General features: G+C 45.7%; 26 protein-coding genes. 12 read left to right on the forward strand and 14 right to left on the reverse strand.

The genetic code is table 11. The annotated features are described in order from the left end of the window. Nucleotides 1-135 precede the first annotated feature (135 nt). On the forward strand, nt 136-2,280 hold the full coding sequence (locus BKB51_RS02475; RefSeq protein WP_085899508.1) for a PAS-domain containing protein: 2,145 nt from the start codon (nt 136-138) through the stop codon (nt 2,278-2,280). Between the two features lie 18 nt (nt 2,281-2,298). Here the strand turns inward: BKB51_RS02475 and BKB51_RS02480 are convergent, their stop codons facing one another. Both BKB51_RS02480 and BKB51_RS02485 read right to left on the reverse strand, forming a co-directional pair. Beyond that, nucleotides 2,299-3,000: a class I SAM-dependent methyltransferase gene (locus BKB51_RS02480; protein ID WP_085899509.1), complete on the reverse strand. Its 702-nt coding sequence runs from the start codon at nt 2,998-3,000 to the stop codon at nt 2,299-2,301. Nucleotides 3,001-3,151: 151 nt separating this feature from the next. Then, on the reverse strand, nt 3,152-3,604 hold the full coding sequence (locus BKB51_RS02485) for a tellurite resistance TerB family protein (RefSeq protein WP_085899510.1): 453 nt from the start codon (nt 3,602-3,604) through the stop codon (nt 3,152-3,154). 176 nt (nt 3,605-3,780) lie between these two features. On the opposite strand from BKB51_RS02485, the gene BKB51_RS02490 reads away from it, so the two are divergent. The 3 genes from BKB51_RS02490 (at nt 3,781) to BKB51_RS02500 (ending at nt 6,046) form a co-directional block, all read left to right on the forward strand. Then, nucleotides 3,781-4,248, forward strand: coding sequence for an arsenate reductase/protein-tyrosine-phosphatase family protein (locus BKB51_RS02490; protein WP_158090122.1), 468 nt, complete (start codon nt 3,781-3,783; stop codon nt 4,246-4,248). Between the two features lie 293 nt (nt 4,249-4,541). Beyond that, nucleotides 4,542-5,474, forward strand: a complete 933-nt coding sequence (locus BKB51_RS02495) for a TraB/GumN family protein (protein WP_085899512.1) — start codon at nt 4,542-4,544, stop codon at nt 5,472-5,474. A 188-nt stretch (nt 5,475-5,662) separates the two neighbouring features. Next, nucleotides 5,663-6,046 carry a hypothetical protein gene (locus tag BKB51_RS02500; protein ID WP_085899513.1) on the forward strand — a complete coding sequence of 128 codons (384 nt, stop codon included), beginning with the start codon at nt 5,663-5,665 and terminating at the stop codon, nt 6,044-6,046. Nucleotides 6,047-6,305: 259 nt separating this feature from the next. Here the strand turns inward: BKB51_RS02500 and BKB51_RS02505 are convergent, their stop codons facing one another. The 4 genes from BKB51_RS02505 to BKB51_RS02520 form a co-directional block, all read right to left on the reverse strand. Continuing rightward, nucleotides 6,306-6,911, reverse strand: a complete 606-nt coding sequence (locus tag BKB51_RS02505) for a M23 family metallopeptidase (protein WP_085899514.1) — start codon at nt 6,909-6,911, stop codon at nt 6,306-6,308. A 65-nt stretch (nt 6,912-6,976) separates the two neighbouring features. Further along, nucleotides 6,977-8,488 carry an SEL1-like repeat protein gene (locus BKB51_RS02510; RefSeq protein WP_085899515.1) on the reverse strand — a complete coding sequence of 504 codons (1,512 nt, stop codon included), beginning with the start codon at nt 8,486-8,488 and terminating at the stop codon, nt 6,977-6,979. A 161-nt stretch (nt 8,489-8,649) separates the two neighbouring features. Next, entirely contained in the window at nt 8,650-9,060 is a 411-nt protein-coding gene (locus tag BKB51_RS02515) for a tetratricopeptide repeat protein (RefSeq protein ID WP_085899516.1), read from the reverse strand. Nucleotides 9,061-9,126: 66 nt separating this feature from the next. Continuing rightward, on the reverse strand, nt 9,127-10,014 hold the full coding sequence (locus tag BKB51_RS02520; RefSeq protein WP_085899517.1) for a LysR family transcriptional regulator: 888 nt from the start codon (nt 10,012-10,014) through the stop codon (nt 9,127-9,129). A 187-nt stretch (nt 10,015-10,201) separates the two neighbouring features. On the opposite strand from BKB51_RS02520, the gene BKB51_RS02525 reads away from it, so the two are divergent. Both BKB51_RS02525 and BKB51_RS02530 read left to right on the forward strand, forming a co-directional pair. Beyond that, the gene (locus BKB51_RS02525; protein ID WP_198946606.1) at nt 10,202-10,630 is read left to right on the forward strand and encodes a carboxymuconolactone decarboxylase family protein; all 429 of its coding nucleotides are present in this window, start codon (nt 10,202-10,204) and stop codon (nt 10,628-10,630) included. A gap of 73 nt (nt 10,631-10,703) precedes the next feature. Next, nucleotides 10,704-11,174, forward strand: coding sequence for a cupin domain-containing protein (locus tag BKB51_RS02530; protein WP_085899519.1), 471 nt, complete (start codon nt 10,704-10,706; stop codon nt 11,172-11,174). Nucleotides 11,175-11,225: 51 nt separating this feature from the next. On the opposite strand, the gene BKB51_RS02535 is transcribed toward BKB51_RS02530, so the two are convergent. From BKB51_RS02535 to BKB51_RS02545, 3 genes are all read right to left on the reverse strand, one after another. Then, entirely contained in the window at nt 11,226-11,702 is a 477-nt protein-coding gene (locus BKB51_RS02535) for a tetratricopeptide repeat protein (protein WP_158090123.1), read from the reverse strand. Continuing rightward, nucleotides 11,680-13,920 carry a tetratricopeptide repeat protein gene (locus tag BKB51_RS02540; RefSeq protein ID WP_085899521.1) on the reverse strand — a complete coding sequence of 747 codons (2,241 nt, stop codon included), beginning with the start codon at nt 13,918-13,920 and terminating at the stop codon, nt 11,680-11,682. The genes BKB51_RS02535 and BKB51_RS02540 overlap by 23 nt, the downstream gene beginning before the upstream one ends. A 104-nt stretch (nt 13,921-14,024) precedes the next feature. After that, nucleotides 14,025-14,978 carry a tetratricopeptide repeat protein gene (locus tag BKB51_RS02545; protein ID WP_085899522.1) on the reverse strand — a complete coding sequence of 318 codons (954 nt, stop codon included), beginning with the start codon at nt 14,976-14,978 and terminating at the stop codon, nt 14,025-14,027. Between the two features lie 292 nt (nt 14,979-15,270). Here BKB51_RS02545 and BKB51_RS02550 point away from each other — a divergent pair, with 292 nt between their 5' ends. Next, a complete protein-coding gene (locus BKB51_RS02550; protein WP_085899523.1) occupies nt 15,271-16,140 on the forward strand; it encodes a hypothetical protein in 870 nt (289 codons plus the stop codon). A gap of 72 nt (nt 16,141-16,212) precedes the next feature. On the opposite strand, the gene BKB51_RS02555 is transcribed toward BKB51_RS02550, so the two are convergent. From BKB51_RS02555 to BKB51_RS02575, 5 genes are all read right to left on the reverse strand, one after another. Further along, a complete protein-coding gene (locus BKB51_RS02555) occupies nt 16,213-16,764 on the reverse strand; it encodes a hypothetical protein (RefSeq protein ID WP_125911766.1) in 552 nt (183 codons plus the stop codon). 156 nt (nt 16,765-16,920) lie between these two features. Further along, complete coding sequence (locus BKB51_RS02560) at nt 16,921-17,331, reverse strand: hypothetical protein (RefSeq protein ID WP_085899525.1); 411 nt, start codon at nt 17,329-17,331, stop codon at nt 16,921-16,923. Further along, the gene (locus BKB51_RS02565; protein WP_085899526.1) at nt 17,315-18,415 is read right to left on the reverse strand and encodes a hypothetical protein; all 1,101 of its coding nucleotides are present in this window, start codon (nt 18,413-18,415) and stop codon (nt 17,315-17,317) included. Before BKB51_RS02565 ends, BKB51_RS02560 begins: the two co-directional genes overlap by 17 nt. Before the next feature lie 25 nt (nt 18,416-18,440). Continuing rightward, a complete protein-coding gene (locus tag BKB51_RS02570) occupies nt 18,441-19,052 on the reverse strand; it encodes a hypothetical protein (protein WP_085899527.1) in 612 nt (203 codons plus the stop codon). Nucleotides 19,053-19,097: 45 nt separating this feature from the next. Next, a complete protein-coding gene (locus BKB51_RS02575) occupies nt 19,098-19,571 on the reverse strand; it encodes a hypothetical protein (RefSeq protein ID WP_085899528.1) in 474 nt (157 codons plus the stop codon). Between the two features lie 327 nt (nt 19,572-19,898). On the opposite strand from BKB51_RS02575, the gene BKB51_RS02580 reads away from it, so the two are divergent. From BKB51_RS02580 to BKB51_RS02600, 5 genes are all read left to right on the forward strand, one after another. Beyond that, nucleotides 19,899-20,702: an XRE family transcriptional regulator gene (locus BKB51_RS02580; protein WP_085899529.1), complete on the forward strand. Its 804-nt coding sequence runs from the start codon at nt 19,899-19,901 to the stop codon at nt 20,700-20,702. 236 nt (nt 20,703-20,938) lie between these two features. Further along, a complete protein-coding gene (locus BKB51_RS02585; protein ID WP_085899530.1) occupies nt 20,939-21,436 on the forward strand; it encodes a hypothetical protein in 498 nt (165 codons plus the stop codon). A 30-nt stretch (nt 21,437-21,466) separates the two neighbouring features. Further along, nucleotides 21,467-21,940: a hypothetical protein gene (locus BKB51_RS02590; RefSeq protein ID WP_085899531.1), complete on the forward strand. Its 474-nt coding sequence runs from the start codon at nt 21,467-21,469 to the stop codon at nt 21,938-21,940. A 126-nt stretch (nt 21,941-22,066) separates the two neighbouring features. Continuing rightward, nucleotides 22,067-22,495 carry a hypothetical protein gene (locus tag BKB51_RS02595; protein ID WP_085899532.1) on the forward strand — a complete coding sequence of 143 codons (429 nt, stop codon included), beginning with the start codon at nt 22,067-22,069 and terminating at the stop codon, nt 22,493-22,495. Between the two features lie 94 nt (nt 22,496-22,589). After that, on the forward strand, nt 22,590-23,363 hold the full coding sequence (locus BKB51_RS02600; RefSeq protein WP_085899533.1) for a substrate-binding periplasmic protein: 774 nt from the start codon (nt 22,590-22,592) through the stop codon (nt 23,361-23,363).

Below are 23,363 nucleotides of genomic sequence, written 5' to 3' on the forward strand. Positions count from 1 at the left end.
ATATGTTTTAAAGTAAGTATATCTACGGATGTTTCTGTTGATTCAAAAAGCCGAAACTTATTATTAATTTTATTTTTTGATAATGGGGAAGCCGGGTTTTGAAGGACCATATCAATTAATGCGTTTACTAGCGGCATGACACGTCAAGAACCCGTTCGGGACATCATAAATATTCTCTACGCGGAAGAAAGCGTAGCCAGTTGTGATGTCTTTAAGAATTTTATCGAGAATACTGAAGCCGCCAGAAAAGAGCTCGGCCCCTGTAGCGTTATAACAATTTCATCTGGGCAGGATATCCTGAATGCAGTCGATCAAAACGATTTTGATATAGTTCTGATTGATTGTCATCGGACGGATGTATCGGGCCTTGAGATAGCACAGAAACTCTTATCGAAACGACCGGAATGCCCTCTGTTGTTTATGGCACAAAAGGGATCAGAACACCGTGCATTAGAGGCTATTTCTCTGGAAGTCACAGATTACCTTATACGTGACGAAGACCAGGCATATCTGCAATTTGCACCAATCCTGATTAGAAAACTTCTGGCCCGGGCAAAGGCAAAGCAGAACCAAATCAAAGCCGAACAACAAATAATACAGGCAAAAGAAGAACTTGAACAACGGGTCGAAAGACGCACTTGGGAACTGGAGGCACAGTCCCGGCTTCTGGAAAGATCGCTAAACTCACTGCATCACGGTTTTGTTGTTTGGGATCCAAATGACCACATGGTGATTTGCAACAACAGATTTCATACACTTTTCGGTATTCCCGAAGGCACTTTTAAACCCGGAATCTCTCTATTTGATCTATTACATTATCTGGCCAAAAACGGATATTACGGCAAGGGGGATCCGGAAAAGCTGGCTCGACAAAGATATGAAGAAGTTTTGGTCGAACGCGAGCAATCGAAAAAAATCCGTATAACTGAAAGCGGGCGTATTCTGGAGGTTCTGGAATATAAAGATGATGACCTTGGGCGTATCGCAACCTTTACGGACATTACAGAAATACACACCAGAGAACGCGAAGCCGCGATGCTGCAAGAGGCACTGGATAACTTTACCGACAGCGTTATCCTTTATGATCATGAAGAACGGGTTGTCTTTACCAACAAGCGTTATCATGAAATATACCCCAACTCTCCAGCACAGGACAAAATTGTCGGTTACACGATGACTGAGCTTCTGCAAAGAAGCCTCAGAGCAGGGCAGATAAATCACCCCTTGGCAAAATCAGATCCTGATACATGGTTGGCCATGCGTTTAAAAGAACGCCGGGAAAATATGCACACGGAAGGTGAGACCGTTCATGCCAACGGCCGGACTTACTTCTACAAAGTGAGTAAATCATCCAAAGGAGGTCATATTCACATTCAAACAGAAATTACAGAACGGAAAGAAGCCGAAGAAGCACTGCGTATCAGCGAAGAACGCCTGCAGGCACAAGTGAACGAGTTCCGGGAGAACGAAGTGCGTATGGAAGCACAGGCGGCTGACCTGGTCCTATTGGCAGAAAATTTGTCGGAAGCTCATGACAAGCTCGCTCGATTAAACGAACAAAAGGACAAATTCTTTTCCATTATCGCCCATGACCTCAAAGGTCCCTTTAATGCACTACTTGGCTTTTCAAGCCTGCTTTCGGATCAAAGCGAAACACTAACACCAGAAAAAACCAAAGAATACGGCATCTTGGTTCATCAATCAGCCGAACAGGTCTTCAAACTGCTGGAAAACCTTCTGGAATGGTCACTGCTGCAAATGGGACGTATGAAATATGAACCTGGTCCTGTTGATTTAAACGAAGCCATCAAGATCAACAAAATTCTTTTTACTCCCGCTGCTCAAAAGAAAAAAATCACACTGCATTGCAAGTCAACGGAATACATCGTTCTTGCGGACTTTAACATGATCGACACGATTATCCGCAACCTCTTGAATAATGCGATCAAGTTTACACCCGAAGGCGGATCAGTGACAATTGATACCCGCTGCAACGGGGACTTTGTCGAGCTTGAAGTCACAGATACCGGTGTTGGCATCTCCCCCGATCAGGCGTCACGACTTTTCCGGCTGGATGAAAACATGACAACAACAGGCACTGATGGCGAGGTTGGAACCGGACTTGGTCTGCACCTTTGTAAAGATCTTATTGAACATCAGGGTGGAAAAATTCACGTCCTGAGCGATAGAAACAAAGGGACAACCTTTCGCATCACCATCCCAGTCTATCCGGCAGAATTACTTTCCGATCAACTTATAAAAAGATCTCCCAAAATATAATCATCATTGGTTAAGCTATTAGTTCTTTCGGGCAACCACCCATAACCAGACTGTTGGCTTTCCATCACTGCCCTGACCTTCGCCTTTTTCTATCGACACAAGCTCAAGGCCACTATTTATGACTAACTCATCCAGATGACTTTCCGTCATGGCACAGAAGTATCGCCCAAGATCATCAACCCAGTCATGATCGCTTTCTTTAAAACTTGCGACAAAAACACCATTGCGTTGCAAGCCCCGTTCAACGGATTGAAGTACGCCCGGCAGCTGGTCAGAAGGGACATGAAGCAATGAAGCTGCCGCCCAGATCCCCTCAAATTCTCCTGAAAATTCGGCCTCGAAATCCAGATCAGCAAAATCCATCACCAGAACGTTCTGTCCCGTTCTTTCCTTTGCAATTTTGGCGAGCTCTGCAGAGCCATCAACAAGGGTTACGTCAAACCCATGCGTCAAAAAAACCTGGGCATCTCGCCCACTACCAGATCCTAATTCCAGAATTTTAGGCTTAGCCAATACTTGATTTTTAGGAGGCACCTGATGCTCAGGAGGTATCGGGTTTTCTGATTTTAAGTTTTCAGGTGTACGCTTTTTAGAGAATTCCTCTTTAACCCTCGCAATAAAAAGCTCTCGGTACTCCCCAAAAGTTCCCAAAAAATCCCGGGCTGCATAAGCAGTCGCATGTTTTTCATAATACGCCAGGGTAGAATTTAGCTTCTTCATAAAATTTATAATCCAGAAAAAGGCCCCGTTAATTAGGTAAACCCGTTAATTGGATAAAACTGTGTGGCCGCAGCGTTGACCAAACCCTCAATACAAATGCATTTTACGCTAAAGTGCTTTCTGAGTTACGCTAAAGTGCTTTCTGGTTACGCTAAAGTGCTTTCTGGTTTTCGATCTGCCGCCACAGTTTATTTGCTTCCAGCCCCAAAAGGTTACAAAGCATTGTAAACTCTTTTTGTTCACGAGGATCAACGTCACGATCGGCACAAATAATCAAGTGTGCGACACGTAACAGCGTTCGCGATCTTTTGTAGTTTCCCTCAAAAACTTTGATTTTTTTATAGAGCTCAGCCTTCGCGCCCTCGGCACCACTTTTGAGCAGATAGATATAATCATCCAGAATCTCGATCGCCCGAGCAGGATCAAAAGTTTGCAAAGCTTCTATATTATCAATGGCATAGTCGATGGAATAACGTTCTTCTATCGAAACTTCCCCATCAGAATAAGCCGTAATGGCACAGACCGCCATGGCAGCATGCAGGAAGTCTTTATTTTGATACCGACGCACCTCGGTGACGAGCTTTTCCAATAACAAACTGGACATTGTGCCTGAGCTCCCTCTTATTTAATTTTCCCCATTACCCTGCTTTTATAGGTAGAACCTTTCGTTACTAACTTCCAGTAAAGAAATGAAAAAACTCACAATAACCAGTTTGTATCGCTGCTTAATAGTCGTTTATGATGGGCCGTTCCTTTTCAAAAGAGGATGATCTTTTACCAATGACCAATATTATTTTTATATGTACAGGTAATATATTCAGAAGTTTGACGGCAGAGTTTTCTCTGAGGCGATATTTGGGCCCCAATTCTGATGTTCACATATCATCCGCCGGTACAGCGGATCTCCCTGATTTATCCGTTAGAGATGATGTGTCAGAATATCTGTTATCTAAAGGCCTTAATGTTAGCCAGCACCAACGAAGAACATTAACAGACAAGATGATTGCACAAGCAAATATCATTATCCCCATGAATAATGATCACCAAGCTTATCTGAACAAAAAATATGCTTCTTATTTTCCTCTTTTTACGCAAAGATCCGGCCAAAATCCAAAAGCATTGCCCGATGTCGATGATCTATTTGCGCCGGAAGATTATTACTCATCAGAAGCACAAAATCATATTTATAAAACAATCGACACTATTATCGGATTGACGCCCGATCTCGCGAAAAACCTAGATCTTTGATAGCCGAAAAGACAATCTTGTCTCCTTTTCACATCCCTGCCCATATAGGTAATCATTAAATGCTACAGGCTTGTTTGAACTTCCAAACGGAAAACAAGCTCAATCAAATTCAGAAATCGTGCGCACAGCAAAAGCGCTCCAGAGCAGATAGATCAATACCGAACATATTTTCGCCAAATAATCAGGATACAAATTTCTGATAATAAATTGTTTTCAATATTGCAATTAGCTTTTTGAAAACAAATACTGGCAATCATTTCTTAGAAAATATTGCGTATATTCAGGAAGGTTTCATGCGTCTATTCTTTCGAACAAAAAAAGCCACAACAAGCTTCTTTCGCAGCACTTTCCTCATTGCAGGTTTCATCACGGGTGTTGGATTTGGTGTACAGAGCGTCTTTGCTGATAGCAGTATCAACCCAGCGCTATGGAAGTTAAGCGACGAAGACAGCGAGGTCTGGATATTCGGAACGGTACATGCCCTTAACCAAAACCTGCAATGGCGCACTGAGAAAATAAAGCAGGCCTTTGCAAGTGCCGATAGCTTTTACATGGAAGCTCCTGTCGGTGACGCAACACCGGAAACAATGGTTCCCTTGCTTCAGAAATATGCTTTTAACAAATCAGACACTCCCTTTTACGATCAACTTGCCCCCGCTGATCGGGAAAACTTTGTACGTGCCTTAAGCTCGTTGGGCATTCCCGAAGAAGCCATGCAAAATTTTGCGAACCTGCGCCCCTGGTTCACCGCTGTTACGCTGGCCGGAATTCAAATGCAAGCCAAGGGCCTGAACCCCGAGGCTGGTGTTGACAAAGCCCTGTGGGAAGATGCCAAAGCAGCCGGAAAAGAACTGGGATATCTGGAAACACTGGAACAACAACTGCGTATTTTCGGAAATATGACGCCTGAAGAAGATCTCGCCATGTTCAACAGCTCTATGGTTCAGATGGTCGAAGACACCGATATGCTGGATCAACTGTTTATCTATTGGAAAACTGGTCAAATCGAAAAGCTTGCGGCCCTTATGAACGCCTCTTTCGACGGACAAAACCGTATGAAAGCCGCGCTATTGGATGACCGCAACGCCAACTGGGCTGAAAAAATAGAAGACATCATGCGCGGATCAGGCACCGTCTTCATCGCCGTCGGCGCCGGACACCTCGGCGGAGATCAGTCCCTGCAATGGTATCTCGAGCGCTTGGGCTATGAAGTCGTACGGCAGTGATTGATAGCGCTTTCCGAGCCAACGTTTTAAACAGAACCATCACGCATTGGTTGCTTTTTAGTCAAAGATTTACTACACAACATTTCCCGCCGAACAAATCTTCAACTTAGAATCTGGCCTTCGCAAATCTGCTCATACTTAACTATTTCCAGTCAATTTTCAAAAGATTTTCATTCAGGACTATTATTATGAAGCTGTTAAAAATACTCTCCTTGGGCGCAACTCTGCTTGCTGTCGCGGCCTGCCAAACGACCCGTCCAGTTCCTCCGGGGATGTACCATGATCAACAAAAATACCTTACGTACGACGATCACAAGGCAATGGTCGGAGCTATTGGTACTAACGGGGCCTATACTTATGGTTGGGCCTGGGGATATTCGAATATAGATAACGCGCTTGTATCGGCAAGAAAAGGCTGTGAAAAGAATCTCAGCAGCACCGAAGTTCGTTCGGAATGCAGGGTTCATTTTATCGGCAATCAAAATGTGATGAGCCTGTCACCAGATGAACTTAAAGTTGCCATTAAAAATTACAAAGCTGGTCTGACCGTAGACAACGCCACGGCCAATTGACAGTTAGATGTAGCCCGCGTGTATCAAGGAAAATCACTCAACAACGATATACCGAGTTCGTTTACAACGACATTGCCCCTTACCGCTGAGAATAAGATAATTAGTACTTACACTTATTGGTACGGCGAAAAAAAATATCGTCAATCATCTAGCTTACTAATAAAAGAACGAATGAAGGTATTTCATACGAAGTACCTTCATTTTTTTATACGTTACCCAAACCGCACTTTTTATTGCTCGCAACAGGAACAGGTCTATTTTAAACAGCTTGAACCGGGGAGATATTTCCCCGATTTTTTATATCTTCGATTGTTTTTAATGAAGGCGTTGGCCATATACTTTTTTTATCGCGCATTTCTTTATATTCCACATGAAGATGAGGAAAAATAGTTCCCTTTTTGCCAGTCAAACCTATGATACATCCGGCTTTAATTATGTCCCCAACTTTCACGAAGCTCTTGCTCATATGAAGAAATAAGAAATACATCGGCTTTTCTTCGCCAGTCACCTCCACGATGATTGATCCGGCTCGATCTTTCAATGGCTCATATTCCTTACTTCCAGATTTCTTTTTAACAACAGTGCCCGATACTGGTGACCTTACTTCGGTAGGTACCCTGGCCCTATAATCAATTCCCGCGTGAAGTAATTTAAAAACACGTCCACATTCACGTTTACTGTCGCAACTATCAAGAAACGGATTAGTTACCGTAATTTTGCCCGGTAACAATAACTTGCCAAACTCTTCTTCGCTCATAGCCCAAGCAGATGTAATACCAAACACGAAGAAAAATGCAGTGCTGTAATAGACAAGCCTTGCTCGTCGTTTTTGCCAGAATAACTTGCGTCGAAAATAATGTAACATACTGAAAATCAACCTATCATTGCTTCAAACGACTTCTAAATATGTAATGAGAACAGCAAAAAACATTAACAACCCTGATAACTTTTCCCGATACAATCTTTAATCATCTTTTTAGCAGCTTCTTTCTGATAAGCAGACAATTCTTCGTCCAGGTTCTTGACGTCCTGCGCGGCTCTGGGATGACCGTTTTCAGCAGCAAAGGCAAACCACATCTTCGCGCGCAACCGATCCTTTGTTACGCCGTCTCCTTTGTAGTACATCACCGCTAGATTTCGTTGTGAATAGGAATTTCCCTGTGCCGCGGATTGCTTGAACCAGTCCAAAGCCTTGGTATAGCTTTGGGGCATTCCCCGGCCTTGCAGGGCAAGACGCCCCAAATTCGCTTGTGCCAAGGCAGATCCTTGCCTAGCCGCAAGGCTAAACCATTGAATAGCCTCATCAACTTTAAAAAGATCCCGAGAATTTTCAATGAAAAAGATCCCCAGATTCTCTTGAGCTTTTACATTACCTTGTTTGGCAGAACGGGTTAGCCAAATGATTGCCTCTTTGAAATCCTGATCAACCCCTTTGCCTTGTATATAAAGCAGGCCAAGGGCGGCTTGAGAATAGTGATCGCCTTTATTTGCTCCTGCGCGGTATAATTCAGCTGCAGCAACGTAATCCTGCCCGATACCTTCCCCACTCTCATACATTTTCCCAAGGTTTAATTGGGCATCCGTATAGCCCTGTTCAGCCGCTTTGCTGTACCATTCAAAAGCTTTTTTGTAATCCCTTGGCTTGCCCTGCCCCAGATAAGATAAAACCCCAAGATTAAACTGCGCGACTTCATCACCTTTTTCTGCCAAATCTGTCAGTACTTCTACAGCTTGGGCATATTCCCCTTTCTGCAAAAGTGTCATCCACAGCTGGTCGTTGCGCGAAGGTTCGCTATTGTTTGAATTAGATAATGTCGGGGATTTTTCTACCTCGGCCATTCCTTTAAGGTCCCAGAGCGCTTCTTCTATCCCCTGATCTGCCGCACGTTGATACCATTTTTGCGCCAGCGTCAAATTCTGTTTCGTTTGATATCCAATGTAATAGAGCTCGGCCAAACTGTACTGGGCCGCCGCGAAGTTTTTCTCAGCAGCCAGTGTCATATAGTCAATGGCCTTAGCCACATCCTTTTGTACACCGTCCCCCTTCAGGTAAAGAGTGCCAAGAAGAAATTGTGCAATATCATCCCCCTGATTTGCAGATGGCAAAAACCATTCCGCAGCCTTTGTAGAATCAACGTTAACAACCTCGCCCTTCAGATAAAAAATCCCCATCTGACGTTGGGATGCCATATGCCCCTGATCCGCCGCACGCTTGAACCATTTGAATGCTTTCTCATCATCCCCCGGTTCTGCTCGCCAGTTGAGATACAAGACAGCAAGATAATATTGCACCTTGGCGTCACCAGCCTCTGCCAAGGGAGTCCACTCTTCAATCGCTGTTGCAAAGTCTTGACGTTTTGCCGCTTCCCCGCCTTTGTTAAAATCAGCCGCCCAAAGAGGAGACATATAGAAAAAGCATAAAAACGACAGAAGATATTTCATGAAAATCTACGCCCCCAAAGCGTTAGAAAAATTGCAAGAAACAAAGCAGGTTAAGACGTTGAAAAAAAACTACGGGAATAACAGGACAGGCAAGCCATGCTCAAAGAATAATGTATTCGATCATGGTTATGCAACTATAGATAAGACATTTCTGCCCCTTCTCACTCCGCAATAATCACCAGAACGGTCTGGGCTTCTTCCAGTCCCTGATCTGCGGCAAGCTGGTACCATTTACGGGCGGTGTCCATGTTTTCTTCGACGCCCGAGCCAAAATGATACATCATCCCCAGCATCATCTGCGCCTGTGCATCACCATTCTCCGCAGATTTTGTCAGCCATTCATGAGATAATTCCTCATCCATGGCAACGCCCTGCCCTTCCTTGTAAATGACGCCAAGATAATACTGCGCAGTGCTATCCCCTTGCTCAGCAAGTGGTCTTATTTCGGTCAGGGCGGTAGCATAATCACCTTTTACAAGGGCCGCCTTGCCTTTACCCAAATCAGCAGCTTGAACCAAGCTTCCCAAAAGAAAACTGCAGAGGAAAATGGCAGGAAGAAGAAGTTGTTTCATAATAATTCCAATAACGAATAAATTAGGTATTTTACAGATTAATGATTACGCCTTTTAAAAGCATACTTAAAATACTGCATGTTCAGCCAGAAAATCGAGAAAAACACGGATGTGCCTGACAACTTTGTGTTCAGAGTAGTAAACCGCTGATACGGGGATCGTGTGGGGAATAACTTTGTCCCCGAGGATGGGAACAAGCTCACCACTTTGCAGTTCTTTACGGACCGTAAAATCTGACAGGCACAGGATACCATGACCATATATCGCCAATTGTTTGAGGGTTTCCCCGCTATTGGCCGTCAGGTGAGGTGTAATTTCAAACCATTCCCCCCTTTCGGTCAGGATCGGCCAGCGATTGAGAGAAGGCGTTTGTTGTGAGAACCCCAAGCAATTGTGATTTTGTAAATCTTCCACGGCGACAGGCACCCCCTGTTGCTCAAGGTAGTCCGGTGATGCATAAAATGCCCGCTGGATTGAGCCAATTCTTTTCGCCTTCAGACCAGAGCTTTTTAACTCGCCAAGGCGAATAGCAACATCAACCTTCTTTTCAATCAAATCAGCAATGTTCTCGTTACTTTCCAGCGACAGTTTAATTTTTGGATACTGACGGGTAAACCTTGATAGAATAGGCGCAAGCATGTGCAGAGTAAAAGGTGTCGGCGCATCAATGGTAAGACGCCCCTGTAGCTCAGCATTTTTATCGGCAAAGTGGGTGCGGATTTCGTTCAGATTGTCCAGAGTTTTCGCCGCATGATCCAACAACCACTGTCCCTCACCCGTTAAGGTGATCTTGCGGGTTGTCCGATTAAACAAGGTGGTATTCAGCTGGATTTCCAGGTTCTTGATACTGCGACTGACAACTGATGGCGCAATATTCAAATGATGTGCCGCGCCAACAAAGCTGCCCGCCTCTGCCGTTGCGATAAAGATCTTCAGGTCATCAAATTTAAACATAAAGAGTTTATGGATCAATTAGTGCTGATTTAGCAATTATTAAATAACCAAATCAACATTTTAAACATCAATTAAGTGTCATATAAAACCTTTGTCTATCCAGACAGACATCCGGTTACAAGCCACTAAATTGATCAGATACAAAGGCTTAGAACCTTAGATTTATTAAAACAAAGAGAATATGAACATGACCCGCGTAAACATTCACAAAATCCAGCCCGCCGCCTATGACGCGATGTTCGGGTTAGAGAAATATCTTGGTACCACAGACATTGGCCCCCAGCTGGCAGAGTTGATCAAAACCCGCGCCTCACAGATTAATGGCTGCGCCTATTGCATCCAGATGCACACGAAAACCGCACTGGATAATGGTGAAACAGCCGAACGGCTGTTCGCCCTCTCCGCTTGGAAAGAGTCCCCGCTTTTTTCTGAAAAAGAACGCGCAGTTCTCGCCCTTACAGAAGAAGTCACCCTGATTTCCGAACATGGGGTAAGTGACCGGGTTTACAACCGGGTTGGGGAACACTTCAGCGACGAACAGATCGCCCAAATCATCATGGCCATTACAACAATAAACGCCTGGAACCGCATCGCGATTGCGATACAGATGCAATAGTCGCTTTTGCGTCAAAACGCTTCATAACACTTCAGAACATAGGGCATAACAGGCCATAACAAGGGAAATAAGAATGCTGAAGATTACCAAATATCCAACACGAGTTTTATCACGGCTTCTTGTTTCACTTGTTATTTCACTTGTTATTTCTGCGTCCCATTACGGCACGGCATACACACATGAAGTTTCGCCCCAAAGCAGCCTTACAAAAAATCAACGTACGATGCTTTTGCAAGAAGCAATCGGAAATATACCCGGGCATGAATTGACCGCCATAACAGTAGAACTGGTGCCGGGGAACAAATCCCCGGCGCACAGTCACGAAACATTTGTTTTTGTCTATGTATTAGAGGGAAATGTTCGGAGCCAACTGGGTGATGAAAAAGCTGTCGACTATACTGCTGGAGATAGCTGGATTGAACCGCCAGGGGCTATCCACACACTCACGGAAAACCTGAGCGATACAAAACCTGCCAAGCTACTTGCCATCTTTGTCGGCAAGAAAGATGCCCGACTAACCACCTCGGGAACGATACGTCAGTAATGTTCTAATACAAAAATCAGCACCCTTTAAATTTGCGCTTCCGGCACTCTGCTACCCTTCATCCCCCTGAACCGCTGATTTGAGTGCCCAGTTATGGGCTTTATCAAGATTTTTATTGGTACCAGTCCCCGCCAAATAATGATAGGCAACCTTGGCCTGTGCTTTCGAGTAATCTAACAGTGCTGAACGTTCGAAAAGAAGGAATGCCTGTTTAGTGTCTCGTTTAACTCCTAACCCTCTGAAATACATATCAGCCATAAGATATAACGCACAAGGGTTATCCTTTTTGATCAATGACTTAAGTAACTCAATCGCCTTATCATATTCACCTGCGCGATATAATTTACTGTAAGTTCTGATGGCCGAGGCCGAAGAAGTCCCTTTACCTTGTTGTTGTATTTGCGAGGCAGATTTGGCAACCTTTTGTGAGACCTGACGCGCAGAGATACTCTCGGTTTTGGATACTGTTTTTTGGGCCTCAAGCAAATCATTCCGGGTTTCTTCTTCAGTCTGTACCGGATCTCCCATCGGGTACCAACTGCTCGTTCCCGGATTGGGCCTGAGTTCCTTGTGAAGAAGGTGAAGCATCGATACCGTCTATTTTCTTTTGAATTCTCGACAGATCTTTAACTGCACTCTCACTACCAAGATCAGCAGCACGTTGGTATAGATCTGCCGCACGCGACAGATCTTTAGAAGTTACGTAACCATGCTCATAATGGTTACCTAAAACAAGATGTGCCAAAAGTACCTCTTGCGTAACATAATGCTCCAGAACATCAATATACTTCTTCTCATCCTTTGGAACGCCGCGTCCTTCCAGATAATGCTTGGCATAAAAAATAGCGCTGGGGCCATGACCTTGGTCTGCTGACTTCCGATACCATTCCAAAGATTTACTTATATCCAGAGGGAAACCATGGTACCCATCACCATAAAAATTTCCCAGTTTATACTGGGCCAGAGCATACCCTTGTTCTGCTGCCAGTTTTACCCACGTTGCACCATCTTCATCACGCTTGAGAATTGGTAAATAGGTTATTCCCAAACGATATTGGGAACGTGCATGGCCGGACTTGGCCAGATTTAGCCAAATATCTTGCGCGCCATATGGCATCCCCTGTTCAAAAGCATTAACACCGCGATAAAATTCTCTGTAAAAATCTTCCTGATTGATCTTTATCTGCTCAGGATACTTGTCATTCAATTCCGCCAATCTATTTATCGCGAGGGGCAAATCTTGGTTTGCCGCATGTCGATACCACCGCCTAGCCTGAACGACATCCTTGGGAATGCCTACTCCCTCTTCATAATTCAAACCCAGATTATATTGAGCGTCGCGATCTCCTTGTTCTGCGGCCAACTTCAACCATTTGACAGCAACTTCTGGATCAGGTTTCACGCCGATACCTTTACTGTATATTTCGGCCAATTTCCGCTGGCTTTCGCGGTCGCCCTCTTCTTTTGCACTCAACTCAAACCAGTGCAGAGCCGCTTTCTGGTTATCCGATGTATCACCCATCGCGCTATACAAATCCCCCAAGTAATAAAGAGATTTTGTATCTCCATTACTGTAGGATCTTTTAAACCAGAACGCTGATTTTTCTTGGTCTCTGGGAACTTTCACCCCAAGGTAATACAAAAAACCCAACGAGAATTGCGCCTGTAAATTTTCCTTGTTACCAGCAATCTCCAAAAAGCGCAGGCCTTCTGCTTTATCTATTCCCACACCAGCGCCATGAACATAAGCCCAACCCAGTTCAAATTGGGCCTGCGTATAGTCCTGTCGCGCCAACGACTTTAAAAGAGCAATTCCTTTATCAAACTCCTTTTCTTCAAAAGCAGTCTTGGCTCTCTCAAACTCTGCATCCAGCCCAGTCAACGACGTCTTTGGGACTTTGTTGTCCAAGTTAATCAACCAGTCCAAATCCTCCAGCGCTTCAAGCGCTCTCAAATGCCCCTGATCCGCAGCTAGTTGAAGCCAGCTTATTGCCTTACGGCTATTATCTTCTTTCCCTATGACGTGTTTATAACTAAAGCCAAGGACGAACTGCGCCTGTGCATGTCCTTGTTCTGCTGCTTTTTCAATCCACGCCAATCCCTTTTTCTCGTCACCTTCGACGCCTAAACCTTTGCGATAGATTTCACCGACCTGGTACTGCGCTTCGGCATTTCCTTTGATTGCGTGGGGAAGAAGCGTTTTCAAGGCTTTTTCATAAAGCTCATCTTTCAAAGCCTGCTTGCCATCCGCCAAAGATCTAACTATTTCGGCTGTTTCTACTTCAGTTGATGTCTCAGTTTTGGAGCCTGCATCTCGTTCGTTACTTTTTCTATTTAGCGTCTCAAGATCTGTCTCGGAAGATTTATCTATACCCCCTGCAACAGCTGACGAGGTATCATCTATATCACTGCTGACAGTATTATCAGAACCTTGGCGAAGCTTTTCATCAATTATCGTAGACAGCTTGCCCAAGGCCCCTTCGTGACCTTGATCTGCCGCCAGCCGATACCATTTTTGGGCCGCGTCGATATCTTTGGCACCGCCCAGTCCCTCTTCATAGATTTGCCCCAGAATAAACTGGGCTTCGTCGTATCCATCTTCGGCAACGGGTGTCAGCCCTTCTCGCGCAGTACCATAGTTTCCCTGCTCAAAAGCTTCAAAGCCATCAGGATTTTGCGAGAACAGCGCAAAGAAACCAAGCCCGACGAGCGCAACAAACAGAGGCAAAAGTAAAAAACGGATCATGGAAAACCTATGGAATGAAATATGAAAAACAACAAAATCAATTTACAAGTTTAAGCAAAGAACATCCGGCAAGAGCAGTAACCCAGCTGGATGAAGCAACACAATCAACATCGCATCAGGGTTTTCTTCAAACACTTTTCGACAAGGGCATCCCCCTTTGCGATCTGTTCAGATGACATTCTTTGCATGACATTCATCAGGGGTGCTTTCGCAGATTTATTCTTTAAACCATCCGCAACAGATAACCACATATAGGCTTTCACCAGATCCCGAGGCATTCCTTCCCCTCGTGCGTACATGCTCGCAAGACTTATCTGGGCAGCGGTTTCCTTTTGCTCGGCAGCAAAAGTAAAGTATCTGTAAGCGAGTTTATAATCCTTCGGCACCAGAACCCCGGCACGATAGATATTAGCAAGCTTGTTCTGAGCAAAGGGAATACTCTGTTTCGCAGCGCGAGTATAGAGTGTAAAAGCTCTTTCTTGGTCGTGGGGCACACCGTTCCCTGTTTCGTAAAGGTAAGCCAGAGCAGCTTCACTGAATGCATCGCGGCCATCGACAGCCTTTTGTAGCCACCTCACTGCCTTGGACAAAGTGTCGCCCTTTGTGCTGTTCAAATACATACGGGCCAGACTACCCTGTGCTGAAACATCTCCCTGATCCGCTGCCATGCCATACCACAACAGCGCCCGATCAAAATTTTCTGTCCCCCAGTCACCATATTCATAGGCATGCCCAAGCCTGTTTTGACTTTCGACATTGCCCAGTTCAGCAGCACGGGTGAACCACATTTCTGCCTCATCATAATTCTGTGTCACTCCCTGCCCCTTTTCGTACATCAGGGCGACATTGAACATGGCAACAAGGTTCTTTTTCTCTGTTCCGCCTTCGGCAAATGGTAAATAATTATCCATCGCAGTTTCATAATCACCGATGTCATATGCCAGCGCAGCCTCGTTTATATCCGGTCCCCAATGGCGGGACCAATAGGTATGAAGGGCTGGACCAAGCCCTGCAGCAAGAACAGTAAGCCCACCGACAATAATAAGAAAACGTTTCATTTTGGTCCCTGAAAAAAATACACCGGTTCATATATGTGCCAGTATGTGAACAACCTTACGAATGTAAGAACAACAGAAGAACTAAACAGATAAAATAGAGATGAAATAAGGGATTAGATTCCCCACCCAAGTCACAAACAATAACGTAATGGCTGTTAGTTTTGCAACCGAGGATACAGATAAATTATTTTCTTGCCTCTGCTATCTCTTTGCGGTCTCAATAGGGGTTTCGGTACATAACAAAATAAAAAACACCTGATAGCTATAGAAAGAAGAAGGACCACAGGTATCTATGCAGGGGGAAATTGATCAGCTTTTAGTGTTGTCATCTGCAGTCAATGCCATAGCCCAGAAAGAACCACTTCGACTGCCCGCGGCACAGGCCAAAAGGCTTCGGCATACAGAAGATCTGACCTTCGTGGATCTTTGCAAAAAAAACGATGGTACAGTCAAAGAACAGATCCGCTTTACAAAGCTATCCCACTGGCTTGAAGATCTGTGCAACCGGAAGGTTTCAGCCGCATGGCTGGTCTGGCAACCTCAGCATGAAACAACACCATCCGAGCAAACAACAGAAACCTATATCCAGCCCGAACATATGAAGGTCGCTTTTGCCGGGGCAACAAAGTCCTGGTCACTTATCGCAACCGGCCCGGATTTTACCGAGCACTGGCAGTCTAGTTGGGGACAGGCAAGTTGGGGACTTCAGGACGACAGGGAAAAACAACAGAATATATGGCAAGTTCGATACGATTGCATACAAAAAACGGATCAGGAAACACCCCGACCCACTATCGATCTGGCACAGGAAATCGCTCGATTAGATAAAGTGTTACGTGCAATGACAACACTGGCTGGCCAGTTGGATCATGGCAACTGGCCAGCAGTTTTTAACAAGACAATTGACGCGTTGGAAGGCAAAAAAGGCACCGCTCTGCCCCCGGCCATAAGACCACCTTACTACGCAGCTTACTCCAAAGACGCCCACCGTTTACTGGCTGCCATTTATAGCGGTTGGGTCTTTGGTGGCATGGGATCATGGAATGATGTCTTCTTCCCCAACCCCGAAGATCAGGCCAATTATGACCGCCTGACACCGGAACTCTATCAATCCCTGTGCCGGGCGATCATGGCGATTAGTTGCAGTTTTCAGAGACCATAACGTCTAACATCAATCGCAATTGGAAGATGCCTGTCTCGCAGCTGCCTTGCCTTCACCCCTCTTCCTTGATCGTTATTCTCTTTCTTGTCTTTCTCTTTGCTCTCTGGCTTTGTATTCCTTGGCGCGCCATTGATCCAGTTGGTCCAGACATTCGGCAAGCGTGACGGTTTGGACCCTTGGCATCTGTTGATCTTTGCACAAGAAGCGGAGTGATTGCGTGACCACAGCGGGCAAGCCGCGCAGGTATCGGTGGTAAAGCGACCGCAGTTCTGCTTCTTCGTCACTCATTTCTGCACCGTAGCCTTTGGTCCCACCAGAAAAAGGCTCATAGCGGGCCACCCCTTCAGAATGGTAGAGAAACTCATAAAGCTCCATAAGCCAAAACCCATTGTCCCGACGACGTTCTGCCCGCCGATCCCGGCTGTTCTTGGGGCCAAGAACACCGCGGTCATACAACTGTTCCAGCAAATTCACAGCATCCCTTCCGTGAGCTTGCAGGGTTTTAGTTTTTTTATCCTGACCTACATTTTTTGGAACTGTCTTTTTTGGAGGCATGCTTTCAGTTAGGGTATTCATATTTCCAGTGTTATTTTTTGTTGATCGTACCGATTTTACAATTCCCATAGCTTTTCCCATATCCAAAATTATCCCTTCCGCTATCGTTGACTTGATGCTTCATCGGAAGCCTTTTTCTTTACTCCTCCCGATAATTTTCTAAGTGCAGGTCATCTCCCTATTGATCATCTGGCCTATTGATCATCTGGCCTATTGATCATCTGCCTATTGATCATCTGGATGCAACTTGTTCAAAAAGTCACCTAATGCTTTGGGACCATTGTTATACCGCCGCTCTTTTTCACTCCGCACCGGAATCATGTTATCGTGAGCTTTCAAGTCACGAAGCAGACGCTGACGCAGGTCCTGTATGGGGGTAACAAGCCCCTCCAGCGTTCCCCAGTCCGGCCACCATTTTTGCCGTCCGGCGTCCTGCAAAGCCTGTAACACGCAATCAGCAGGAAACCGGGTCAGCTCATCCGCATAGACTTCCAGCTGTAATTCCAGTGAAGCTGCATCCATATTGCGGCTGTTGGTTTTGACCTTGAGCTTGAGCAGCTCGCGCATGATCTCTACCCGTGACAAAGGCGCCAGAGACAAGGACAGAATACGCTCAACTTCATTCTGCTGTTCCATCGTCATAGACTTGGGAAAGATCACGTCCACCAACCTGTCCAGACTGCCCCCGCCCCTGGGAAATATCGTCCTGTATTTCAGCACGACCGAGGACCCGAGCACCGATTTCACCGAGGTTAAAACCCCCTGATCGTTGTCCGCCACCCGTTGCCCCCGACGAATAGCTTCTGCCAGTCGACTGGCGGCCAAACGTATTGTTGCTGGATTTACCAACCGCTGATCTGTTTCCGCTCTGGAAACGCAAGATCCAGTTTTGCCAGGTTCGATGCCAGTCGATCTTGCAGGCCCTGCGTCCGCCAAGACTGGTCCAGTAGTTTCTGAATTTAAGGGCTTCTGTGGCAATGTCTTCTTCCTCTAGTCCACGGTTGCGGGCAAAGTCCTGATCCCGTTGATTGGGCACCCAGTCTGTCTCAAGGCGACAGGCTCTCCTGGTTTGCCCAGATTGCTCTTTCCGGGATTGCTTTTCCCGATCCAAACCCCGATCATGAGGGGACTTAACTCCCTTGGGAGTTAAGGGGAGAGTCTGGTCTCTGGCTTCTGGACTCTGGGGTTTATCGCTCCCCTTATCGCCTACATTATCGTTTCGCTTATGCTCTCTAATATCCTCTATAATATCTGTGGCCTTATGCTCTTGCCTTGTCCGACGCTTAACCCGTGGCGTCTTTTCCCTTTTAGACGAAGGGCTTGACCCAGAAGTAAAAACGGCGTTTTCACCAACCGAGGCTTTACCAGACACAAGAGATGGGTTCCCCCCTTTACGCCCGTTGCTACGGGCAACAGAAGATTTCTTCAAATCGCGCAGCATCCGACGCGAATACAATCGGCCTTTGCGATCCCGGCTGAAAACCCCCGCCTCTTCCAGTTCACCAAGCAAAGCGGTGATTTCCTGAGGCGTTGATCCAGACAGGGACGCAAGAGCCGACGTTGTGACGATGCTGCCATTGATCTCTAAATATCCCCCGGCCTCGTGCATGATACAAATCATCTCAAGCCACAGCCCTCGCGCCGCCAGGGAACAGAGCTTCAAGCCCACATCCGCCCGCCAGTCCGTCGGAAAAAACTTGAACCAAGGAAGTTTGCTCATAGATAAACCCTCTGCTTCGTCATCATCAATAGAGCCCCATTGTCAGATCTGAAAGACCAGAGCCATCTGTGTCGCCTTCGGGGGTGTAGGGGTTATCCGGGTCCTGCCAGGCCGGGGTCAGCTTGCAATCGCCGCATATACGCATGCCGATCCATTCGCTTTTAAAGCTCTGCTGGCAAGAAAGGCATTTGCGTTCTTTACTGGTGCTTTGGTGACCACTTTGACTGTCGGGGCGGGAATGCTGGCTGGTTTTGCGGGCATAGCGTTTGACCTTTTCAATACGCGCAGGATCAACCCGCAAAATCACATAACGATCACGGTGCGGACCAAGGCACTGGATCACACCCTTTGCCACCAGTTCCTGTATATGCTTGGGAAAGGAGTTCACCTTTGCCATACCGCTATTTATTTTCAACACCCCATAGGACAGTTCCTGCCCCGGTGCATCGGCCAGTGCTTTAAAAACAGCATAAGGAGTTGGTGTTAATTGAATTTTTTCATCAATGCTATTGTCTTTGGCCGTTTTATATTTCGGAGTTTGCTGTTTAAGATCTCGCGTTTCGGATCCCTTGGGTTGGGTGAGTGAAAATCCGATAGAAAGATCCGGTTGCAGGTCTTCGGCAGGTGTATATTTCATATGACGATCTATCCCTTATCTATATTTCCCTGTTGGGAGTTTTGCTCAGTTCTTTGCATGTCTTGATGATGATTGATTGGGCTGGTGATGATTGGTGATGACGAAATCCTTTTTCCCTGAGATTTGGCTTTCTCTGGGCTTGATTTCTGTGGAACTTTGTTTCTGTGGGGCTTTGTTTCTGTGGGGCTTTGTTTCTGTGGGGCTTGGCTCCGCTAAATCAATCTCCTCACCTTTTGCTTCTTGCCTCAGGCGTGGGGGAAGTACCTCTGGCAGATGGATCAAGTCCCCCATCTTTTTGACTTGCTGGCGGTAAAAAACCTGCCAATCATTCCGGTTAGTCATCCATCCCCCTCTTTGAGCCTCAACGACCATCTCTGATCGCTTTTTATTGCAAAGTACGAAAAACAATATAAATTGTTCATGATTTGTTCTTTGTTTAGCGCGAAAAGTTTCCTTTTTGGAAACCTCCGCGGCAACAATTTTAACGATATTCAAGCGAGGCAAAAAATCAGCGAACAAAAAAATTCAGCATCGACAAAGACGATTACCACTTGATAATGTACTCTGAAACAATGAGGTAGATAGCAACTAATTCAGTTTCTGCTTGACTTGATGAAGCAAATGTATCCATAGTGGAAACTGAAGTCAAGAAAAATGTATCCATTTTGTAAACTTATTTTTATCTCTTTTGGATACTTATGAATTGACATCAAATGAAGAGAACAATCGAAAAGCGCTTTAAATAGCCGAACCTAACGTCGGGTATAACCCAAGTACAAATAAGTGCTTTTTTGAACAATTAAGTGCGGTAGATAAACAAACAGGATAAATCGTCAGGCTGATGATATGGAAAACAGAATCAAGGAAATACGCACTGAAAAGGGCATGACCCTGCAACAGGTTGCGGACAAAGCCGGAACGACCAAGGCACAGGTGATGAAGCTGGAAAAAGGCGACCGGCGTTTAACCGATGTCTGGATGGTACGACTTTCCATCGCCATGTCCTGTGACCCGAAAGAGCTGCTCAGCACCAATCGCACGGCCCGCCAATCACTTGATGTCGATAGCCCGAAAGCTTCGGATAGATCAGATGACTTCACGATCAAACCTGATAGTTTTGATAGCGAAGATACGCCTTCGGAAATACGGAAATCATCAAAAAGAGCAATATCTTCCCCCCTCCCCCCTGCCCCCGGTTGTGAAGCTGTTGCTGAAATTGCCGTGCGTGGAGGTATGGGTGGCGGAGGTGAAGCCGGTGTTTCCTACAGCGATGATGGACAGGGTGGCGTTGCCATTGCCGATGATGTCAAAGGCAACTGGTTCCTGCCCACAGATTACCTGCGCTCAGAATTGAGCGTCAGCCCCGTAGCTGCACGTATTATCGAAGTTCAGGGTGATTCTATGACCCCGACACTTGTGTCCGGTGACCGCGTTATGATTGATACCAATGACCAGCGCCCGACCCCACCAGGTATCTTTGCCCTCTGGGACGGTTTTGGTGTCGTGGTTAAACGACTGGAGCTCATCCCCAATTCGGACCCGCCCCTCCTGCGTATCAGTTCCGATAACACCAACCACAACGAGTATCAGCGCACCATCGAAGAAGTAAATATCATTGGTCGCGTTGTCTGGTATGGCCGCCGGATGTAAATATATCAGATAAGATTTACCGGGAACAATCCGATTAAAAGGAGAGGTCGCATTTTTCCCTAGACGACAACTATGACGTTTAATAAGGTCGTTTAATTATTATAATCAAAACAATTCCCCATCACGCTCCCCAAATGGGGGATGTCTCTTTGCAGCCTAAGTATACACTTGAACAATAGAATACTCTTTTTAGCAAAAATAACCGCTTACCATCCTGACGATTAGAAAAATCGCATATGAGTTACAAAACATTTCGCCTGATTATTGGCCTCTATTGGGGCCTTGTGAGCTATCTCTTCACCCTCTTGGTCATGGGCTTAGGGGCAGATCGGCTATATCCGCAACCTTCATTTCAGGAACTCTTGAGCTTTAAGCAACTCATCGTATTCCTGATCGCCTTTCCGGTGGGGTATCTTGCCCTCCCCCGTTTTCTGAATAATTTTCAAGGTGCCAACCGTCGGGCGTTCATCGGTGGTATGCTTTGCTTTTCCTTGGCGATGCTTATTGCTAATTCCGTCTTTGTGCTCACAGACGGTTATTCAGAATTATATTTCCTTGGGCCGGAACTTTCAGGTTTATCAAAGGTGCTTTTCCATCTTTCCGGCACTTTGATTTCATCCGCCATCATCTCGCCACTCGGTGGCCTCTTTGCCCTTGTAGCTTTGTGGATACTCCCAATACCTGCCCAGAAACCGTTCCTGTCACACAGGCCGGAACGTGTCTCAGCAAAATAACTCAGGTCATCAGAACAAAAAGCTATCACCATGAACCCTAAATTCACTTTACCAGAGCGTATTTACAGCAGCCTTTATTTTGGTGTTATTGCAACTTTGTCATTGGCTATAATTATTAGAGAACCTGGTTTTCTAAGCGCGGTTTTTATCGGGGGTCTTTGTGGCGGATTTATTATCCCCGCCTATATTATAAACCCCACAAAATTCACCATAAAACGCGCACTTGGTGCCGGAGCACTGACAACGCTGAGCTCGGCCCTCATCACCGCGCTGCTGGTTGGTATTTTTTATGATAACGACCTCGAATTCCCGGATGCAAAAAATTACGATCTCATTGGCATTCTAGAACGCCTTCGGCGCTCTCTCGTTTTCATGGCATTTGCCGCCGCCTTTGCCATCCCCTACAGCCTGATCGGTGCCCCCGCTGCCCTTCTTCTCTCTCACCTGATCGCCAAACACAGAAAAAAGATCGCCCCGGAAATAGAACCGGATGTCTTTGAATGAGCACAAGACCTAAAATAGAAGCCCGGTCACCAATAAAACGATAATTATAATCCCTTTGATACTTTGTATGCCTTCTGATTCTGCGGATAGAATTATTGCCCGTTAACCAGTAGAAGGATCAGGATAGTGGTGCAATCTCTCTCTCAAGGTATTTCTTCTGCTCGCTCTTTATCTACACACTCCATCATTCCTTCCGCAAAGCTTGAGCTCACCTACCCCTATTTTTGTGGCACGCGGGTCGCAGCCGAATTTGATGCGCGCGTGACCATTGGCCTGGAAGACAATGTACTTGTGTTGGGGGAAGTCGATCTCTTTGGCTATGACGACAAACATCAAGGGGCCTACGAAAGTTGTGCCGATATATCCCTTTGCGAGCAGATCCGAAATTACGTGGAAAACTCAATCATAGAAAGGACGCGGGCACTTGAACACCTGCAACAGCAAAAGGATTTTGAACACAATGCATCACAACCCCCTTCTATTCATAGCAATCAACAAGGTTTCGCAAGCTTTGTAAAATCCTATACAGAATGTCTGGCTCCATCCCCGGATTAAGAGCATATAAGGCCCTAAAGAAACCTTGCCACTCATCGATCGAATGGATCTTTCCATAAGACAAAATTAAGAAACCCGTACCTATAATCAGGCTATGTTAAAGCTTGGCAACACCGCTTTCATTTTCGTCTTACTTTGCAGTCTGGCAGCAAGCCCTTCGCTGATTTCTATTTCTAAAGCGCAGGAAGACAACGCTGCGCCACAGAGATCATTAAAGCTGGTCACCGAAGAGTATCCTCCGCTCAATACGATGGATAAAGAAGGCAAGATAACCGGGTCTGCAACGGAACTATTGCGACTTGCAGCCAAAAGCAAAAAAATAGATCTGGATATTGAAATGTTGCCTTGGAAACGGGCCTATCAAATTGCTTTGAGCTACCACTCTACTTGCATCTACTCAACCTGGCGAACATCAGAGCGGGAAAAAAAATTTCAATGGATTGGACCTTTAGGCAATGACGCTTGGTCCTTTTTTGCGCCCAAGAACAAAAATATAAAGATAGTCACGCTCAAAGATACCTATCAATATCGCGTTGGTGGCATAGATGGCTGGGCCTTTACGCAGTATCTCCAACACAACAACCACCCTTACCTTGATCTAATTCCTGTAGAAGACGAGACAAATGCCCTAAAATTACAAAGGGGCCGTATTGATCTTTGGGCAACAGGTCGCATTTCCGGTCATCAAATCATGAAGCAAACAAAGATCGCAGACATTGAAGAAGTTTATGCCGTGCGCGAAATAGGTTTATGGCTTGCGTGCAACACAGATACTGACCCGAAAATAATTGAAGATCTGCAAAATGCACTGGATCAATTCGAACGCGACGGAACAGCAAAAAAGATCCGAGCAACATTCAAATTTTAA

It is taken from the genome of Kiloniella majae (genome assembly GCF_002118315.1).
Lineage (GTDB): Bacteria > Pseudomonadota > Alphaproteobacteria > Kiloniellales > Kiloniellaceae > Kiloniella > Kiloniella majae.

Bases quoted from the DNA above. Each gene is read 5' to 3' on its own strand.
- BKB51_RS02600 (WP_085899533.1), top strand. From the start codon at position 22,590: ATGTTAAAGCTTGGCAACACCGCTTTCATTTTCGTCTTACTTTGCAGT.
- BKB51_RS02505 (WP_085899514.1), bottom strand. From the start codon at position 6,911: ATGTTACATTATTTTCGACGCAAGTTATTCTGGCAAAAACGACGAGCA.
- BKB51_RS02550 (WP_085899523.1), top strand. From the start codon at position 15,271: ATGCAGGGGGAAATTGATCAGCTTTTAGTGTTGTCATCTGCAGTCAAT.
- BKB51_RS02475 (WP_085899508.1), top strand. From the start codon at position 136: ATGACACGTCAAGAACCCGTTCGGGACATCATAAATATTCTCTACGCG.
- BKB51_RS02580 (WP_085899529.1), top strand. From the start codon at position 19,899: ATGGAAAACAGAATCAAGGAAATACGCACTGAAAAGGGCATGACCCTG.
- BKB51_RS02565 (WP_085899526.1), bottom strand. From the start codon at position 18,415: ATGAGCAAACTTCCTTGGTTCAAGTTTTTTCCGACGGACTGGCGGGCG.
- BKB51_RS02520 (WP_085899517.1), bottom strand. From the start codon at position 10,014: ATGTTTAAATTTGATGACCTGAAGATCTTTATCGCAACGGCAGAGGCG.
- BKB51_RS02510 (WP_085899515.1), bottom strand. From the start codon at position 8,488: ATGAAATATCTTCTGTCGTTTTTATGCTTTTTCTATATGTCTCCTCTT.
- BKB51_RS02555 (WP_125911766.1), bottom strand. From the start codon at position 16,764: ATGGGAATTGTAAAATCGGTACGATCAACAAAAAATAACACTGGAAAT.
- BKB51_RS02590 (WP_085899531.1), top strand. From the start codon at position 21,467: ATGAACCCTAAATTCACTTTACCAGAGCGTATTTACAGCAGCCTTTAT.
- BKB51_RS02495 (WP_085899512.1), top strand. From the start codon at position 4,542: ATGCGTCTATTCTTTCGAACAAAAAAAGCCACAACAAGCTTCTTTCGC.
- BKB51_RS02570 (WP_085899527.1), bottom strand. From the start codon at position 19,052: ATGAAATATACACCTGCCGAAGACCTGCAACCGGATCTTTCTATCGGA.
- BKB51_RS02500 (WP_085899513.1), top strand. From the start codon at position 5,663: ATGAAGCTGTTAAAAATACTCTCCTTGGGCGCAACTCTGCTTGCTGTC.
- BKB51_RS02560 (WP_085899525.1), bottom strand. From the start codon at position 17,331: ATGGAACAGCAGAATGAAGTTGAGCGTATTCTGTCCTTGTCTCTGGCG.
- BKB51_RS02480 (WP_085899509.1), bottom strand. From the start codon at position 3,000: ATGAAGAAGCTAAATTCTACCCTGGCGTATTATGAAAAACATGCGACT.
- BKB51_RS02540 (WP_085899521.1), bottom strand. From the start codon at position 13,920: ATGATCCGTTTTTTACTTTTGCCTCTGTTTGTTGCGCTCGTCGGGCTT.
- BKB51_RS02525 (WP_198946606.1), top strand. From the start codon at position 10,202: ATGACCCGCGTAAACATTCACAAAATCCAGCCCGCCGCCTATGACGCG.
- BKB51_RS02545 (WP_085899522.1), bottom strand. From the start codon at position 14,978: ATGAAACGTTTTCTTATTATTGTCGGTGGGCTTACTGTTCTTGCTGCA.
- BKB51_RS02515 (WP_085899516.1), bottom strand. From the start codon at position 9,060: ATGAAACAACTTCTTCTTCCTGCCATTTTCCTCTGCAGTTTTCTTTTG.
- BKB51_RS02535 (WP_158090123.1), bottom strand. From the start codon at position 11,702: ATGGGAGATCCGGTACAGACTGAAGAAGAAACCCGGAATGATTTGCTT.
- BKB51_RS02585 (WP_085899530.1), top strand. From the start codon at position 20,939: ATGAGTTACAAAACATTTCGCCTGATTATTGGCCTCTATTGGGGCCTT.
- BKB51_RS02485 (WP_085899510.1), bottom strand. From the start codon at position 3,604: ATGTCCAGTTTGTTATTGGAAAAGCTCGTCACCGAGGTGCGTCGGTAT.
- BKB51_RS02490 (WP_158090122.1), top strand. From the start codon at position 3,781: ATGACCAATATTATTTTTATATGTACAGGTAATATATTCAGAAGTTTG.
- BKB51_RS02530 (WP_085899519.1), top strand. From the start codon at position 10,704: ATGCTGAAGATTACCAAATATCCAACACGAGTTTTATCACGGCTTCTT.